Below are 17,757 nucleotides of genomic sequence, written 5' to 3' on the forward strand. Positions count from 1 at the left end.
AGAAATTTACCTGAAATTAAACATTACAAACTTTCGTCCAACTTCCATCACTACCAGGAACTGAAGCGGTCCACCAATTAGCTTGATACACCACGCCTTGATGGATCAGTTTATCGCCTGTATTTACATGGCTAGGGTTTCCCGCCCAATCTTTTTGCGGAAAGTCCGGGTAAATTCCAACGCCAGAGCTCTCACAAGTTCCAGGGTTTGTTCCACCATTGTCTCCATTATCACCATCATTACCGTTATTAAAGTCACCTAGAGGTAAATCAGGCTGTTCGAACTTAAATGCGTAATCAACACCATTAAGATTCACGCTGTAGTTCGCAGGCCCTGAAATTGGCAAGTAATAGACCATATCAAGTTCATAAACGCCACCTGCTGGAAGTTCTTTCCAAGCTGGCAATGTGAACGCAACACGGTGCATGATGCCATCTAGCCCACCGATATTATCACTACGTGAGTGACCTGAAGCAATAACCGTCAGCCCTCCACCAGATTGGTCTTTGGCATTGTCTGGAGCGGATACTGGAATGTCAAACTGGAACTCTGTACCGCCAGGTAGAGCATGACCCGTATTATTAGTAAAGGTTACTTTAGGGTTAATTGGGTAGTTTTGATCACCGACTTTAAAACCACCGACCGAAACCGCTATATCCACGCTTTCTGTTGGTATTGCGCCAGTCGCAACCTTATTTCCATACGGTGTCGCTGATTTAAATTTGTCATAAATTGCTTTGGTCATGGTGTTACCCATATGGTATTCACCATTACCACTTGTACACGCTTGCTCAGTAGTATCAATGCCAGTGCGATTTCCTGCGTTATCAAGGATATAACAGTTATAGTCTCCCGCGAGCTCCCAGAACATGATGCCGCCAATCTCTTTATCGATAACGTAGTCTGCTTTCACATCGATAGACTGTTTATCTTCCGTTGAAAGGAATACGCCCTTCTCTGCATTCCACAACCAAGGGGCTACGGCTACACTGTCATAGTGGCGAGCATAAGAACCGACAAATTTATCCGCGGGATCATTAACAGGATCAAGCTTATATGCATCGGCATAAGAGCCCCAAATACCTTTCTCTAAGTTTTTAGCATGCCACATCGGGTTGGATCCCGCGCCCATCTCATTCCCTTTCGCATCGGTATCGTGCCACATGTTATCGATACCAATTGCACCATTACCGCAATTGTTTTTCTCACCTTCTCCTGTCCCTGCCGCACACTCAGCTTGATTAGGAAGTGCCGCTCTGCCCCATAGACCATTATCACCACCGGTAACGTCCTGCCAGCCACGAGTGTAATATGGAACGCCAATATTGATTCGTCCCGCAGGCATTGAACCTCTAAAGTAGTGGTAGGCCCAGTCTGTATTTAGATAGCCAATCCCACCATAAGCTGCCGTTCCGTAGACATTCCACTGTGCGAGTTCAGAGTCCTTGCCTGTGTCATACAAAGCAGCATTATGACCAACATGATCATTCCACGCACCGTGCAAGTCATAAGACATAATATTGACGTAATCAAGGTACTTAGTGACATCAAATGTCTCCATCCCACGCAACAAATAGCCGGAAGACGGTGCGGCAATTGTTAACATATAATGATGGTCATCTTGCGCAGAAGCGACATCCAATTTTTCACGCAGCACCTTCATCAACTCTTGATAAGAAGCCCACAGATACTGTCGGCGTGGCTCCATAAATGCCTTATCATCAGGATTACCCGCTCCCGCCATAGACGTTGGGTATTCGTAATCGATATCTAGACCATCGAAGCGATACTTTCTCATCATTTCAACAGCAGAGGTTGCGAATGTCTCGATCCCTTGTTTATTGATCGAACCATCAGCATTCGTCGTCATAGTATAGAATCCGCCATCTGCGACTCTATTACCATCGGTGCCAAAATGTCCTCCTGTTTCAGCCCATCCTCCAATTGAGATAAGCGTTTTCACATCGTGCTTCTGTTTTGCAGTCGCAAGCGCACCAAAATGGCCTTTGAAACCTAGATTTGGATCGATCTCAACACCAGCCCACTCTTTGCCAACGGCAGCATTATTTGGATCATTAACGTCCCCAACATTCACTTTGCCATCAGAGCCGATACTCACGAACGCATAGTTAATATGAGTGAGCTGATCCCAAGGAATATCTTTTACAAGGTATGCGGCTTGTGGATCATCCCCCGAACGCCAACTGGTGAAATAACCAATCACACGACGTGGGTGATCAGCGCCCATAATTTCACGCCCTTCGTCATCATAAATCGTGCAATATGGAACATTCACGCCCTCTGTTTGATACAAACCATCTGGGCGGCAAGTGTTAGCGACAGCATCTCCTTTCACTACCAACTCACTGATGGCGGAGTCAGTCGTTGCACCTTCGTTGTCTGTCGATCTTGCATATACTGCTAATGTACCCACTTTGACAGCGGTATAATTAAGAGCATATGGGGCTTTTGCGGCGGTTCCGACAAGCTGTCCTCCAACAAAGAAATCTACTTTATCAATACTTCCGTCTGAATCTTCAGCCGTAGCAGTCAAGGTGACGGTTGAATTAAGATCGATTTGAGAAGCAGAAAGGACAAGGCTAGCAGAAGGTGGAAGGTTATCAGAAGCCGCTGGATTAACGGAAATCAACACAGAGCTCTCTTTGCTCACTCCACCTTTATCGTCATATGCAATGACGCTAAATAAGTGATCTCCAACGGTTGAGGCCCAAGTTGCTAAATAAGGAACAGAGCGGCTATCGCCTACAATAACGTCATCCACAGAAAACTCGACTAATGCGATACTTCCATCTGCATCACTTGCATCAGCAGCCAATTGAACAACATCACCAGCGGTGATCGCATCATTTATACTTGGAGATGTCAAACTTGCTGTCGGAAGCTGGTTAGGCTCTACAGGGCTAGTCCCTGAACACGCATCAAGCAACTTCCACTGGGCATAATCACCAGAAAACTTTGTTGGATCATTATTTTGATTCCAGTAATTTGCTTGATATGCACTACCTTGATGCTGAACTTTTGCTCCGCCCGTATATACTTCTGCCGAATCCCAGACTTCCATAGCATTACAATCAACGGCTGCGTAGCTATTAAAAGCCATTAAGCAGGAAACTGTCAGTGTGCTAAGTGCAAACATACTCGTATTTGCTACTTTGTTTTTCAAACGCATAATACCTATCCCTTAACTTATTGTTCCACGTATTAAAAAGATATATTTAAGATGACAACGACTTAAATCGCTGCGTGACGCAACTTTAGGCTAGATAGATTTTTTAACACTGAGATTTATGCTGATTCACACATTCACTCGCAAAATGTTGTGTGAACAGTGCAACAACAGAGGCTTATTTTGCATCGATAAGAAATATTTCGAAGATTTTTTGCAATAAAAAACCACATCAGATTCGATGTGGTTTCGAGTTGAAGCATGACTAGTACTTCTAGGGAACTAAAACAGCTTTACGATTAAGCTTTGGATATTATTGCAGAGAACCAGAACATTAAAAGAGTAAATTTAATGGATTGTATTTCCTCTTTTCATTTATAGCTCATATTCTGCAATATACTTTGTTTATACACTTTTGTTTATGCACCTTTCGGAGTCGAGTTGAAGTGACGTTTAAATTCTCTACTAAATTGTGATGAACTACTATAACCAACCAACCTAGCAGCTTCATTGACACGCTTTCCTTCAAATTGGATCAACTCTCGGGCTTTATTCAATCTTACTTTTTTCAAATACTGCAGTGGCGATTCTAAGGTGACAGAACGAAAAGCCTGATGAAAAGCAGAAATACTCATATTCGCTTCCTCTGCTAGTTCTTGTACCGTCAATGAATCTGAATACTCTTTATGGACTTTACTTAATGCCTTTGCAACTCGTGCGTAATGCCCATCATGGTGTGCAAGCTCAAACAACACGTAACCTTCAGAGCTTGTGAGTGCGCGATAAACAATCTCTTCTAACAAAGATTCACCAAGAACTTTGGCTTCAAGATCGTTATGTAAAGCGAGCATCATGCGTTTGCAACTCTCTAACATGTCGTTTTCCATCCGTACCGATTTCAGGCCGCAGTTCTCTTGCTTACACTGCCGCGTATTCTGAAAACCAAGTTCTTCTAGTCTTCGAACGATACGATTGAGGATCTTGGAATCAATGCTGATCGTTAACCCGAGCAGTGATTCTTCATCTTGTGGCAAAGCTTCACACTCTAAAGGCATAGGAACGCCTACAACTAGGTAGTCATCAGGTCCATAGGAGACAGGTTGATTGCCTATATGAATATTCTTATGCCCTTGCCCCATTACAATGATGCCAGATTGATAGATAAAAGGCTGACGTTGATTCCCTAAACTGCTGCGATAAAAATGAACTCCGGGGATCACCGTTTCACGAATACCTTCTAAATCATGCCACCCTTTATGATCCACAAAAGATTGCATTAACGCACCTAATTCACTCATACCGTACCTATCGTATATTCTGGTCAACTACAGACACAGATTACGACAATTATAGAAATAGGCAACAAAATTGGATGAATTAGCCTTTTTTAGCCATCAATGCCGTACTATTATGCACAGTATAAAGTCGTGTTGGATAAATACGACATAAGAATAAGCCTGAGTTATAACAAACTCACGAATAAACACTTGAGGTCACAGCAATGAAATTCTCTTATGTAAACCCTACTCTTATCCATTTTGGTCAAGGTCAAATCGAAGCAGTTAAATCTGCCATTCCACAAGACCAAAAAGTTCTCGTGATTTATGGCGGCGGTTCAATCAAAAAGAACGGTGTATACGATCAAGTAACTGAAGCTTTAGAAGGTCACTCATGGGTTGAATTTTCAGGTGTTGAACCTAACCCAACAAAAGAAACACTAGATAAAGCCGTTGCTATCGTTAAAGAGCAAGCGATTGATTACATCCTTGCTGTTGGTGGTGGTTCTGTTATTGATGGTTCTAAATATGTTGCCGCTGCCGCGAAGTACGCTGGTGAAGGCTGGGACATTCTTGAAGGCAAACATAAGGTAACTGAAGCGACTCCTATTGGCGCAATTTTAACTTTGCCTGCAACAGGTTCTGAATCAAACATGGGTGCAGTAATTACTCGTGCAGCGACTCAAGACAAGTTGGCATTCATGGCTCCGGCGGTTCAACCAAAATTTGCCGTTATGGACCCAGATGTAATGAAAACACTACCAGAGCGTCAGTTAGTTAATGGTATTGTTGATGCTTGGGTTCACGTTTGTGAGCAATACATTACTCGCCCAACAGGTGCGATGGTTCAAGATGGCTACGCAGAAACGCTACTTCGTTCATTAAAAACTCTTGGCGAACAGTATGCTGAGCGTGATAACGACATGTGGCGTGCAAACCTTATGTGGTCAGCAAACCAAGCTCTAAATGGTTTAATTGGAACTGGTGTTCCCCAAGACTGGGCAACACATATGATTGGCCACGAGCTGACTGCTCTTTGGAAAGTCGATCACGCACGTTCACTGGCTATTGTTCAACCTGCGTTGCTACGCAATCAAATTGAAGCAAAACGCGGAAATCTTGAGCAAATGGGTAAAAACGTCTTTGGTCTTGAAGCTAGTGATGATCTAGCTGAGCGTACAATTGTTGAGATTGAAGCTTTCTACCATAGCCTAGAAGTTCCAACAAAATTAACCGATCACGGCGATGATAAAGCATCAGCAATCGAAGCGGTTGTTAGCCAACTTGAATCTCACGGTTACTTACAACTTGGTGAAAACCAAGCCATTACGTTAGAACGTACACGTGAAATTCTAAACGAAGCGGTTCTGTAGTTATTCACATCTATACGAATATCTTTAAACAGAGCAATGTGTAAACAACGTTTAGTTTAAATTGATTATTACTTAAATCGACGAGATAACACTCGTCGATTTTTTTATTTTCGAAATTCTCATCTGATTTACTCAATCTAACGTCGACATTGATAGAAGCACTTTAATAACACTATCAATAACTTATTTCAGACTATATACAGATTTCCAAGTGCAAATACCTAATGATATTGTTAAGGTATAACCATAAGTCTCAAAATAAGTGACCATGCAAATAAAATCAGAAGATATGGTTGAATTTACTCAACTTAATAAGTGGTTTGGCGATTTTCAAGCGTTAAAGTCGATAGACTTCAAGGTTAAGAAAGGTGAAATTGTCGTCATTTGCGGCCCATCAGGCTCAGGAAAATCCACACTAATACGTTGCATCAATCAATTAGAGTCTTATGACTCTGGTGAGTTGATGGTTTTATCTCATCCAGCTGGCTCTAAAGCGATTAAACCCGGTCAAATCGGCATGGTTTTCCAACACTTCCATCTTTTTCCTCACTTGACTGTTCTCGAAAACCTCACGTTAGCACCAATGCGAACTCTAAATTTAAGCAAGCAAGGCGCAACAGAGTTAGCTATGGGCTTTCTTAATCGTGTGCACATTGCTGAACAAGCCGATAAATATCCTGCCCAGCTGTCTGGTGGTCAACAGCAAAGGGTCGCCATCGCACGTTCATTATGCATGAAACCAGACCTCTTACTTTTTGATGAACCCACTTCAGCTCTCGATCCTGAAATGATCAATGAAGTCCTTGATGTGATGGTTGAGTTGGCAAAAGAGGGAATCACAATGATCTGTGTAACTCATGAAATGGGTTTCGCAAGACAAGTTGCTGACAAAGTCGTATTTATGGATCAAGGTGAAATATTAGAGACCGCACCACCGGAAGCGCTTTTCTCTTCACCACAGCATCCGAGGACTCAAGCTTTCTTAACTCAAATATTAAGCTATTAGCGGTAACGGAAAACTGATGGTTAAACGTATCTTAGCTCCCGTACTTTCGGCTTTACTGCAAATCACTTTGCTCATTATCGGCATGATGTGGTTACTTGATTCTGGCGCAGAAGCAATGGGTTACCAATGGCAGTGGCAGCGAATACCTGATTACCTTTTCTATTTTGAAGATGGCGAATGGTGGCCAGCAGAATTAATGGAAGGTTTGCTAGTTACACTAAAAATATCAGGGCTTAGCTTAATCGCAACACTGGTTATAGGCATGACTGCTGCCCTATTACGTTTATCTGATTCCATTGTAGGCCGCTGTTTAGCAAAAAGTTACATTGAATTAATACGTAATACTCCTCTGCTTGTGCAAATCTACTTGCTGTACTTTGTCTTTGGACCAGTCATCGGGCTCGACCGATTCTCTACCGCCATTCTCGCTCTAGCGCTATTTCAAGGCGCTTATACCGCAGAGGTATTCAGGGCCGGATTAAACAGTATCCCTCAAGGTCAATTTGAAGCCGCACACTCTCTCGGCTTATCAAAATTATCAACCTACAGGGATATTATCTTACCGCAAATGTTGCAAAAGACACTTCCGCCACTGACGAATGAAGTAGTTTCTCTGGTCAAGAATTCGTCTATCGTCAGCGTCATGGCTATTTTCGATCTCACCACCGAGGCAAGAAATATCGTATCTGAAACAGCACTCCCCTTTGAAATTTGGTTTACTGTTGCTGCAATCTATCTTTTACTGACTTTATCACTATCTGGCATTTCAGCGTGGTTCGAGCATCGACTCGGGGCAAACTGGCGTAGCTCGTAATTGACAAGAAAAAGGAACTCTCAGCATGAAGCTATTTAAAACTGCTATTACAACGCTTTTAGGATTGGCCATTAGCCTACCCACACTCGCCCAAAACAGCGGGACTCCCGATACAACACCTAACCTTGATAAAATCAATCAACGAGGAACGCTGCGTGTCGGTATGTCGACGTTTGTTCCTTGGGCAATGCGTAATAAACAAGGTGAATTGATTGGGTTTGAAATCGACGTAGCCAAAAGGCTTGCAAAAGATTCAGGCTGGAAAGTAGAGTTTGTGCCGACATCGTGGGATGGGATCATACCTGCACTGTTAGCTAAAAAGTTTGATGTGATCATTGGTGGTATGTCGATCACCAGTGAGCGTGAAAAAAGCGTGCTCTTCTCTACCCCCTATTCCCACTCCGGTGTTCAACTTACGGCAAACAAAGAACTTGCAGATGGTTTTAGTCACTTTGATGATTTCAACTCTCGCCGCGTAAAAATCGCAGCTCGTCGCGGTGCTTTTACGGTTCAAGTAGCACGAGAAACTTTCCCTAAAGCAAAAATACTTCAATTTGATGACGATGCTCAAGCATTCCAAGAAGTGCTGAATGGTAATGCGCATGCGGTGATTGCCTCTAGTCCAAAACCTGAGCACGAGACAATTAAACATTCTAACACCTTGTTCCTGCCATTTACTGAACGCTTATCAAAAGGTAATGAAGCCTTTGCGGTACGCCTAGGAGAAGACGATAAAAAAGCGTTCTTTAACCAATGGATTCAAGCACGAACAGAAGATGGATGGTTAAGCGAGCGCTACGAATATTGGTTCTCAACGCTGGATTGGCAAAACCAGATTGCTCAAAAACAGTAACCGCGAAAATAAATATTTTGCGTCTCTAAAAGATAACATCAAGCGAATTACGCTTATTTAATTATCCAAGACAATGAAAGATAAGGTAGCCCAGTGACAAATTCGAATGAGCTAAAATTACAGAGCTCTTCTAAAACTCATCAACGTCATATCAATAGAACTTCATTTTTGAAGATCAATAAACTTGACGCTATGTTACTGGCTATCTTAGCTTTATTTATCGTATGGATATATTACCGCTCATCTGCAGGTGTTAATTACCATTGGCGTTGGGCCGAAACCTTTGAACTACTAACTACCTCAAGGGCCGACGGAAGCCTTCCCTATTTCTTCCAAGGGTTACTCTCCACACTTCGCCTTACCATTTGGGGGATGGTGCTGGCCTTGCTATTCGGCACGCTCTTAGGTTTAGCTCGCCACTCAAGCTCTGTCATATTTAATGCACCAGCAACAGCATTCATTCAATTGGTGAGAAATATTCCACCCTTGGTTTTTGTCTTTATTTTCTATTTCTTTATCTCAAACCAACTCATTCCGTTATTAGGATTAGAAGCCTTATTAAGAGAGCATGATGGGAACATTAACCTGTTACAAGCCACTCTATTTGGCCCCAGTTATTTGTGGGAGAACCTTATCTCAGGTGTGCTTTGTGTTGGTTTGCTCTCATCCGCTTACATCGGAGAAATTGTTCGGGCGGGCTTACAAAATGTTCCAAAAGGGCAATGGGAAGCGGCAGAAACACTCGGGTTATCACGATGGTCTAAGTACCGAGATGTTATCGCACCACAAGTTATTACCACCATTACACCACCGCTTGCTGGACAGACGATTTCATTAATTAAAGACAGTTCGATTGTGGCACTGATTTCGATTCAAGAGCTTACCTTTGTCGGTACTGAAATGGCCAACTCATCGGGGTTAATTTTTGAAATTTGGCTCATTGTGGGGCTTGCGTATTTTATTTTGTGCTTCTCACTTTCTCTTATTTTTAGCCGAATAGAGAAAAAGAGTCAGCGCTACTTACAGCGGTAACGATCGATTCAATGATCAGCACCAATGGCTAACTAATATCCCTAAGGAATTGAATTAACCATTGGTGTTTCGCACTATTGCGCTTTACTTGGGTAAATTGGCAATGCTATTAGCGATACCCACTAAGCGATCAAATATGCGTTCACCATCGACACCAATGCCGTTATGCTCATATTCATTGGTGATCCAAACCTTCGCATTAGGTATTTTCGCCAAAGTTTCGCGGCTATAATCTAACTCAACATACATATCATCGGCATACACGGCACAAGCCACTGGCACTGGCACTGGCACTGTATTTTTCGCCAAGACTTCCGCATCATAAAGTTGAGGCCAATCTTTCTTCGCCGCTAATAACTCTGCCGCAGCCTGCAAGTGAGTTAAAGTAGACAACTGTTCAAACATCCACGGGTAAACCATTTCTCCTGTAAAGCAGAAAGGTTTATCTTCTGAATAGCTGAACTCTATGAACTCATCACGCACACGATGTGCTGACCAATTTGATGAAGAACTCTGACAGTAGATGGATTCGTGCAGAATCGCATAGATTGGGTTGGTTAAATAGCCTTGCTCTTGCTGCATTTGATTCAAAAAGCTATAGCTCAATTCTTGTTTTCCATCGACTTCAACAAACGCAGACTCTAGCGTGTAATACATAGGCAAGTTCGCCCCACTGCGCCCCAAATTAATTCCGATAAGCTGGAACTGTTCGACAGTAAACGGCTGACCATTTGGCAACCTAACATCGTTCGCAAACAGGTAATTAGCGATTTGCTTACACAGTGTTTGAGCTTCAGGGAACTGAGCAAAGAAAGCTTGGTTTTTATCAAGTACCCGCTGATAAGTTGCACGATATACTTCATCAGCATGACGAGTAATTGATGGGATCCCACCTGTAACGTAACAACGTAGCAGACTTTGTGGAAATAGAGATAAATAGGTCAGCGTACAGAACCCACCAAAACTTTGGCCAAGGGTCGCCCATTGTTTAACACCTAGCTGTTCACGAATCGCTTCAGCGTCACGCACAATATTATCGGCACGGAAGTGAGTTAAATACTCAGCTTGTTGAGCGGGTGTTTTGTGCGCAAGAGTTTGGTGACTGATAATCGTACTATTGCCCGTTCCTCGTTGATCCAACAGCAGTACGCGATAATCTTGAAGTGCGCGTTTCAACCAACCTGATTCACCGTTAGGGCGCGGTGAAGGAAAACCGGGGCCACCTTGGAAATAAACTAGCCACGGCAGTTCATGGTTATTCTCATGACTTAACTTCACCACCTCTCTTGCGAAGACTTTAACCTGCTCTCCTTGAGGTTGTGAGTAATTAAGGGGTAAATCAAAATGATGCTGGCGATATAAGATTTGGCCATCGATGAACTGCTTCTGCACTGTACTTCCCTCACGGTAATCAAGAGTCGTTACTCTAGCAGTAACCTTGACAAATCACAGTAATAAAGCCGCTTAAATCAACGAATTGTGCAGGAAATAAAACAAAAGGCTTTAACTCTCCATCATTGCGTTATGACGAGAAGTTAAAGCCTTCTTTTAGACCTAAGATTTTTACTTGAGTATCTTAGAAGAAATCTATGGAGTGACGACCGCTGTTCGCATCACGCTCAACATTCGATTTATCTTGTTTCGCGGGTTTGCTCGGCTTCGCTTTCTTTCCTTTCGGCTGAGCCGCTTTTTCCGCTTTCTTCTTCTCTTTTCTTGCGGCGCGCTCTGCTTTTTTCGCTACTTCTTCTTTTTCAGCTTGTTGCTTCTTCGCTAATTTTGCTGCTTTTTCGTCCGCTTCTTCCATTACTGGCGCATCACAAACCACAACATAATATTCTTGGTTGAATTCAAAGAAGTCACCATCGTACATTTTACGACGTTTGCGCGTTTCAAGTTCACCATTAACCGCAACATAACCTTCAGAAATAATATGTTTCGCTTCGCCGCCGCCACCAACTAAATTGGCAATTTTAAACACTTTATATAATTCAATAGGTTGGCTTGAAACATCGATGCCAATCGCTTCAATTTCTATCTCTTCACCTTCTTGGTGAAACTCTTCTTCGTACTGTTCTTGGTCCATGGTGACCTCTGTCATAAAACTTTGCAGGCAGTGTAATGCTAAACGCGAGAAATGACCACTTATCCACTATGGTTTGCTCTAGTAAAGCCAAACAAACTTAAAACGCCGCTTAAAACTTAATGAAAAAATATTGAAACCGCCAGCAATCATCGATTCATGGCCGTTTTCACTCTTAGTATCAAGCTTAAAAACTCGACAGATTAACCAACTCTTGAGTGTAACTGTGTTGTGGCGAAGCAAACAGAGACTGCGTGTCACCCTGCTCAATTATCTCCCCATTACGCATCACTATCGTGTAGTGGCACAACGATTTAACGACATTAAGATCATGGCTAATAAACAGATAAGTCAAACCATATTTCTGCTGTAAATTTTTCAGAAGATCCAGTACTTGCGCTTGCACCGTTCGATCCAGTGATGAGGTTGGCTCATCAAGCAAAATAAACTCCGGCTTCAAAATCAGAGCGCGTGCAATGGCAATTCGCTGGCGTTGTCCTCCAGAAAATTCATTGGGATAGCGATGTCGCGTATTCGGATCTAAATCAACCTCTTTCATCACTTCGCAAATCATGGCATCCAGCGTCTTTTCATCATGTTCTTGGTGAACTCGTAACCCTTCTCCGATGACTTGAGCCACTGACATTCTCGGGTTCAGCGCCGAAAATGGATCTTGAAAGACAACCTGCATTCGACTTCGAAATGGCAACATCCCTTTTCTGTCTAACCCTTGCAGTTCACTGCCTTGAAACGATATTGAACCTTCACTTTTCAATAACTTGAGGATAGCCATACCTGTTGTTGATTTACCTGAACCACTCTCTCCAACCAAGCCGATAGAGTGACCTTTACGCAAATCGAAGTGCATATCCGTCACGGCTTTGATATGAGAAACCACTCGTTTGAATATTCCTCCGGTAATGGGGAACCATACTCGTAGCTGGCTTACATCAAGCAAAGATGGTGCATCAACTTCAACATCAACCGGCAAGCCTCGTGGATCAGAATTAATCAGCTTCTGCGTGTACGGGTGAGAAGGGGCCGCAAAAACGGTTTTGCACTCTCCAATTTCAACCACTTCTCCCTCTTTCATTACCGCAACTCTGTCAGCGATTCGGCGCACAATACTCAAATCGTGGGTGATAAACAGCATTGCCATACCCAACTCTTGTTGCAAGTTTTTAAGTAAATCTAAGATCTGAGCCTGTACCGATACATCTAATGCGGTGGTCGGTTCATCGGCAATTAATAGCTCAGGTTCATTGATCAGTGCCATCGCAATCATTACGCGCTGACGCTCTCCGCCCGATAACTCATGCGGGTACGCATTTATTTTTTGCGCTGAGTGACGAATCCCCACTTTATCTAACCAAGAAATCGCCAACTCTTCTGCTTTCTTTGTGCGCATACCACGGTGAATGGCTAATGTTTCAACTAACTGCTTCCCAATCTTATGTAGTGGGTTCAGTGACACCATCGGCTCTTGGAAAATCATCCCGATGCGCCCGCCACGAATTCCTCGCAACTGTCGCTCTGAGCAACTCAGAATATCGGTACCATCAAAAGTAATACTGCCCGATAAGTAGTGAGACGAACCTTTAGGAAGCAATTTTAATACTGAGTTTGCGGTGACCGACTTACCCGAACCACTCTCACCTACGAGCGCGAGCGTCTCCCCTCGCTTTATGCTCAACGAAACGTCGTGTGTCACTTGATCAATACGGTTGTCTCTACCAAACCCAACCGATAGCTTATCAATCGTTAACACCGTTTTTTGAGAATTGTCATTCATCATTCTGATCATCCTTGCTGATGCGGATCAAAAGCATCGCGAACGGCTTCACCAACGAAAACCAACAGCGTGAGCATTAAAGATAAGATGGCAAAGGCAGAGAGCCCGAGCCATGGTGCCTGTAGGTTCGATTTACCTTGCGCTAATAACTCGCCAAGCGATGGAGAGCCAGCAGGCAGGCCAAAACCTAAGAAATCTAAAGAGGTTAACGTGGTGACAGATCCAGACAATATAAAAGGCATCATGGTTAGAGAAGCCACCATTGCGTTAGGTAACATATGCCGCAACATAATCCGCTTATCGTCGACTCCCATCGCCAATGCCGCCCGTACGTAATCAAAATTTCGGCAACGCAAGAATTCCGCCCGAACAATACCCACTAAACTCATCCAGCTAAACAACACCATGATCCCAAGTAACCACCAGAAATTCGGCTCCACAAAGCTCGATAAAATAATCAACAAAAACAGGGTTGGCATGCCAGACCATACTTCAATAAAGCGCTGCCCCATCAAGTCAATCCATCCGCCGTAATAGCCTTGTGTCGCCCCTACCACCACGCCAATGACACTTGAAACAATCGTTAGTACAAATCCAAACAGCACTGATATACGAAAACCATAGATGATCCGAGCAAGTACATCTCGCCCTTTATCATCGGTCCCCAACCAGTTTGTCCCATCAGGCGCAGAAGGCACCGCGCTACCAATATCATAATTTATCGTATCGTAACTAAACCGGATGAGAGGCCAAATGATCGTGCCATTTTCTTCTATCAACTCAATCACATAAGGATCGGTATAGTCGGCTTCTGTTTCAAACTCGCCACCAAATTCGGTTTCAGCATACTGATTAACAATCGGTAAATACCAACCGCTGTTATATTCCACCAGCAGAGGTTTATCATTTGCGACCAATTCAGCAAACAAGCTAAAAATGAAGAGTGCAGAGAAAATCCAGAGTGACCAATAGCCGCGACGGTTGGCTTTAAATCGAGCAATTCTTGCCTGTGTTAGAGGGTTTTTAGGTTGTAATAGGCCGTATTTTCCGACTAGAAAACTCATGCTAACGTGCCTCGAAATCGATACGCGGATCGACCCACGTATAAGTCAAATCAGAAATAATACTCAATAGGAGTCCAAGCAGAGTCATTATGTACAAAGAGCTAAAAACTACTGGGTAGTCACGCTGTATGGTCGATTCAAAGCCAAGCAAGCCAATACCTTCAAGTGAAAACATCACTTCAATAAGCATTGAACCAGTAAAGAAAATACTGATGAATGCACTTGGGAATCCGGCAATAATAATCAGCATCGCATTACGGAAAACGTGCTTATAGAGAATACTGCTCTCATCCAAACCTTTTGCCCGAGCGGTCACTACATATTGCTTGTTGATCTCATCAAGAAATGAGTTTTTAGTGAGCATACTCAATGTGGCAAAACCACCAATTACCATGGCAAAGATAGGCAAGGCTAAGTGCCAAAAGTAATCGATGATTTGTTGATACCAATTTAACTGTTCAAAATTACTCGACACTAAGCCGCGCAACGGAAACCAACTAAAATAGTTACCACTGGCAAATAAGATGATCAAAATAATGGCGAACAAAAAACCGGGGATCGCATAACCGATGATCACCATGGCACTGGACCAGATATCAAAACGAGATCCGTGATGAATGGCTTTCATGATCCCTAATGGAATCGAGATTAAATAGATAATTAAAGTGCTCCATAGCCCTAATGAGATAGAGACAGGAAGCCGGTCTTTAATCAAATCAATGACGTTTCCGCCTTTGAACAAACTTTGCCCAAAGTTAAAAGTGGCGTAATTTTTCAGCATGTCAAAGTAGCGAGCATGAATCGGTTTATCGAAACCAAACTGCTTTTTTATCTCTTCAACCACTTCAGGATCTAAACCGCGAGAGCCTTTATACCCGGAAGATGACACCTCATCTCCTGCGCCTAAATCCACCTCTTTACCGCCACCGCTAAAACGCTCCATGATACCGGAGTTATGTCCTTCCATCTGCGCGATAGCCTGCTCAACAGGCCCACCTGGTGCAATCTGAATGATGAAGAAGTTGATGGTGATGATGGCCCACAATGTAGGCACTACCAGCAGTAGCCTTCGAAATATATACGCTGCCATGAAACTCTCTTTCTATTGACGTTTTTCAGGAAGTTTCGCGGCTTTCTGTTTGGAAACCCACCATGTATCAATCCCTAAATCATATTCAGGCAGTATTTCTGGGCGTTCAAACTTGTCCCAACTGGCCACACGATACTCGCCAACAAACCATTGAGGGATAATGTAGTGATTCCACTGCAAAACTCTATCCAGCGCACGGCCTAACGATAGCAGTTTTTCAGGATCTTCCTGACTGTTTGAAATTTGTTCTGTTAATGCGTCAACAGCAGGATCCATCACACCAGCGGTGTTGTAGGTTGAATCAATAAAATGAGAATTCCAGATAATCATTAAGTTTGAACTTGGGTATGGGTTCGCTGAGTACGTTGATGACACCATGTCAAAATCACGATCGCGTAAACGTTTTATGTACTGAGTGGTATCCACCGTTCGGATTCGCATATCAATGCCCATCAGCTTCATATTTTTCTGAACAGGTGTCGCGATACGTTCTGTGGTCGGGCTATAAATCAAAAACTCGAAAGACAGTGGCTCTCCAGTTTTCTTATTGGTCATCACTTTGTTTTTCAGCTCCCACCCTGCCGCTTTAAGTAACTTAAACGCAGTACGCAATTGTGGACGGATACGACCGGAACCATTCGTCACTGGCGGCTGATACTCTTGAGTAAACACTTGCGCTGGAATCGCATCTTTTAATGGATTTAAGATCTTTAATTCAGCGTCTGACGGTAAGCCTTTCGCTTCGTAATCTGTATTTTGGAAAAAGCTCCGAGTGCGAGAATACTGCCCGTAGAACATGTTTTTATTCATCCACTCAAAATCCATAGCGTAAGTTAACGCTTCTCTCACCTTCGGATCTTTAAACATTTCTCGTTGCGTGTTGAATACAAATGCCTGAGTACTTTCCGGCTTCTGGTGCTGGATCTCCTCTTTTTTTATGAAGCCTTTGTCGAAATTCACACCTGTATATGAGTTCGCCCAAAACTTGGCTGAATTCTCTTGGCGAAAATCGAACTCCCCCGCTTTAAACGCTTCTAACATAACCGTGTCATCACGATAATAGTCATACTGTATTTGCTTGAAGTTATTACGCCCAATATTGACGGGAAGATCCGCCGCCCAATAGTCATCTACCAAAGAGTAAGTCACGCTTTGGCCCAGTTTGTAGCCTGTAATGTTATACGCTGAACTACCTACAGGAGGTTCCATGAGCGGTTCATTGAATTTTTTATCTTGCCAAAAGTGTTTAGGCAGTACACGGGTGCCTTGAGCAAAGCTGAACAACTTTTCTCGATTCGGTTCTTCCATTTCAATGCGAACCACCAGATCCGATTTAGCCACCACTGACTTTATCTGCTTATAGTAAGAGCGATATTGCGGAACACCTTCACTCATGAATTTATCGAAGGTGAACGCCACATCGTGAGCAGTGATCGGCTGTCCATCATGGAATTTCGCTTTGGGATTAATCTCAATTTCCATCCAAGTATAATCGTCGGAGTAGCGAACTTTAGAGGTGATCAGTGGATAGTAGGCGTCGATTTCATCGGCAGGAGAAAACATCAAGGTATCGTACAGTTCACCACTCTTTGCCGCCGCAACACCACGCGAGGCAAAACGGTTGAAGTTGTCATAAGTACCAACTTGACCATAAGTGACATTGCCATATTTAGGGGCGTTGGGATTAACGTATTCGAAATGGCTAAATTCCGCTGGATATTTTGCCACTCCAAAACCAACAAGTTGCGTGGTTTCGATAATGTTTGCGGCAAAAACGGTTGAACTCAGAATGCTGACAGCAGCGCCGACAATAAAACGATTCCACTTTACCATGTATTTCTCCCTACTCTCTTAGCGATATCCATTACGCACTTGTATTGTTTGTCTTTTATCAGAACGAAAAGTTTCATGCGTAATTTAAGTATAGAGAAAATATAAGGCTATGTAATGATTAATAAAATGCTAGCCCATATCTTCGGCTCTTATTGAGTCTTTAATCACATAAAGCCTTTACGCATAAGCCTTGATTGCGTTTTTAGCATGCAACGCGGCTTCTATTTGAGTGTTTTTTAGGCAGCCATATTCGCTGATATAAGTCATTTTACGAGCATGAACCCTTTTCAATTTTATAAGATTAATGACTAAACATGGTTTTTAAACCTAAAATGCCGTATGTTGCAAAATGTTAC

The 17,757-nt window shown here is 43.0% G+C and carries 13 protein-coding genes; 5 read left to right on the plus strand and 8 right to left on the minus strand.

From position 1 onward, the window contains the following. Positions 1–16: 16 nt before the first annotated feature. Positions 17–3,190, minus strand: coding sequence for a chitinase C-terminal domain-containing protein (locus tag OCV39_RS19955; RefSeq protein ID WP_261889811.1), 3,174 nt, complete (start codon positions 3,188–3,190; stop codon positions 17–19). A 416-nt stretch (positions 3,191–3,606) separates the two neighbouring features. Next, on the minus strand, positions 3,607–4,485 hold the full coding sequence (locus OCV39_RS19960; protein ID WP_261889812.1) for an AraC family transcriptional regulator: 879 nt from the start codon (positions 4,483–4,485) through the stop codon (positions 3,607–3,609). A 203-nt stretch (positions 4,486–4,688) separates the two neighbouring features. Here OCV39_RS19960 and OCV39_RS19965 point away from each other — a divergent pair, with 203 nt between their 5' ends. The 5 genes from OCV39_RS19965 (at position 4,689) to OCV39_RS19985 (ending at position 9,542) form a co-directional block, all read left to right on the plus strand. Next, entirely contained in the window at positions 4,689–5,837 is a 1,149-nt protein-coding gene (locus tag OCV39_RS19965; protein ID WP_017053138.1) for an iron-containing alcohol dehydrogenase, read from the plus strand. 289 nt (positions 5,838–6,126) lie between these two features. Further along, positions 6,127–6,843: an amino acid ABC transporter ATP-binding protein gene (locus tag OCV39_RS19970; protein ID WP_261890144.1), complete on the plus strand. Its 717-nt coding sequence runs from the start codon at positions 6,127–6,129 to the stop codon at positions 6,841–6,843. Positions 6,844–6,859: 16 nt separating this feature from the next. After that, positions 6,860–7,657, plus strand: a complete 798-nt coding sequence (locus OCV39_RS19975; RefSeq protein WP_261889813.1) for an amino acid ABC transporter permease — start codon at positions 6,860–6,862, stop codon at positions 7,655–7,657. 25 nt (positions 7,658–7,682) lie between these two features. Then, positions 7,683–8,510 (plus strand): transporter substrate-binding domain-containing protein, encoded by an 828-nt coding sequence (locus tag OCV39_RS19980; protein WP_017053141.1) that lies wholly within the window; start codon positions 7,683–7,685, stop codon positions 8,508–8,510. Positions 8,511–8,702: 192 nt separating this feature from the next. Beyond that, positions 8,703–9,542, plus strand: coding sequence for an amino acid ABC transporter permease (locus OCV39_RS19985; RefSeq protein ID WP_261890145.1), 840 nt, complete (start codon positions 8,703–8,705; stop codon positions 9,540–9,542). 84 nt (positions 9,543–9,626) lie between these two features. Here OCV39_RS19985 and OCV39_RS19990 read toward each other — a convergent pair whose 3' ends face one another. The 6 genes from OCV39_RS19990 to OCV39_RS20015 form a co-directional block, all read right to left on the minus strand. Next, complete coding sequence (locus OCV39_RS19990; protein ID WP_261889814.1) at positions 9,627–10,934, minus strand: alpha/beta hydrolase; 1,308 nt, start codon at positions 10,932–10,934, stop codon at positions 9,627–9,629. A gap of 184 nt (positions 10,935–11,118) precedes the next feature. After that, a complete protein-coding gene (locus OCV39_RS19995) occupies positions 11,119–11,625 on the minus strand; it encodes an RNA-binding S4 domain-containing protein (RefSeq protein WP_261889815.1) in 507 nt (168 codons plus the stop codon). Positions 11,626–11,809: 184 nt separating this feature from the next. Next, positions 11,810–13,417, minus strand: coding sequence for an ABC transporter ATP-binding protein (locus OCV39_RS20000; RefSeq protein ID WP_261889816.1), 1,608 nt, complete (start codon positions 13,415–13,417; stop codon positions 11,810–11,812). 5 nt (positions 13,418–13,422) lie between these two features. Next, positions 13,423–14,478: an ABC transporter permease gene (locus tag OCV39_RS20005; RefSeq protein WP_261889817.1), complete on the minus strand. Its 1,056-nt coding sequence runs from the start codon at positions 14,476–14,478 to the stop codon at positions 13,423–13,425. Position 14,479: 1 nt separating this feature from the next. After that, positions 14,480–15,568, minus strand: coding sequence for a microcin C ABC transporter permease YejB (locus OCV39_RS20010; RefSeq protein ID WP_261889818.1), 1,089 nt, complete (start codon positions 15,566–15,568; stop codon positions 14,480–14,482). Positions 15,569–15,580: 12 nt separating this feature from the next. Next, the gene (locus OCV39_RS20015; RefSeq protein ID WP_261889819.1) at positions 15,581–17,401 is read right to left on the minus strand and encodes an extracellular solute-binding protein; all 1,821 of its coding nucleotides are present in this window, start codon (positions 17,399–17,401) and stop codon (positions 15,581–15,583) included. Positions 17,402–17,757 lie beyond the last annotated feature (356 nt).

Source organism: Vibrio cortegadensis, from assembly GCF_024347395.1.
GTDB classification, from domain to species: domain Bacteria; phylum Pseudomonadota; class Gammaproteobacteria; order Enterobacterales; family Vibrionaceae; genus Vibrio; species Vibrio cortegadensis.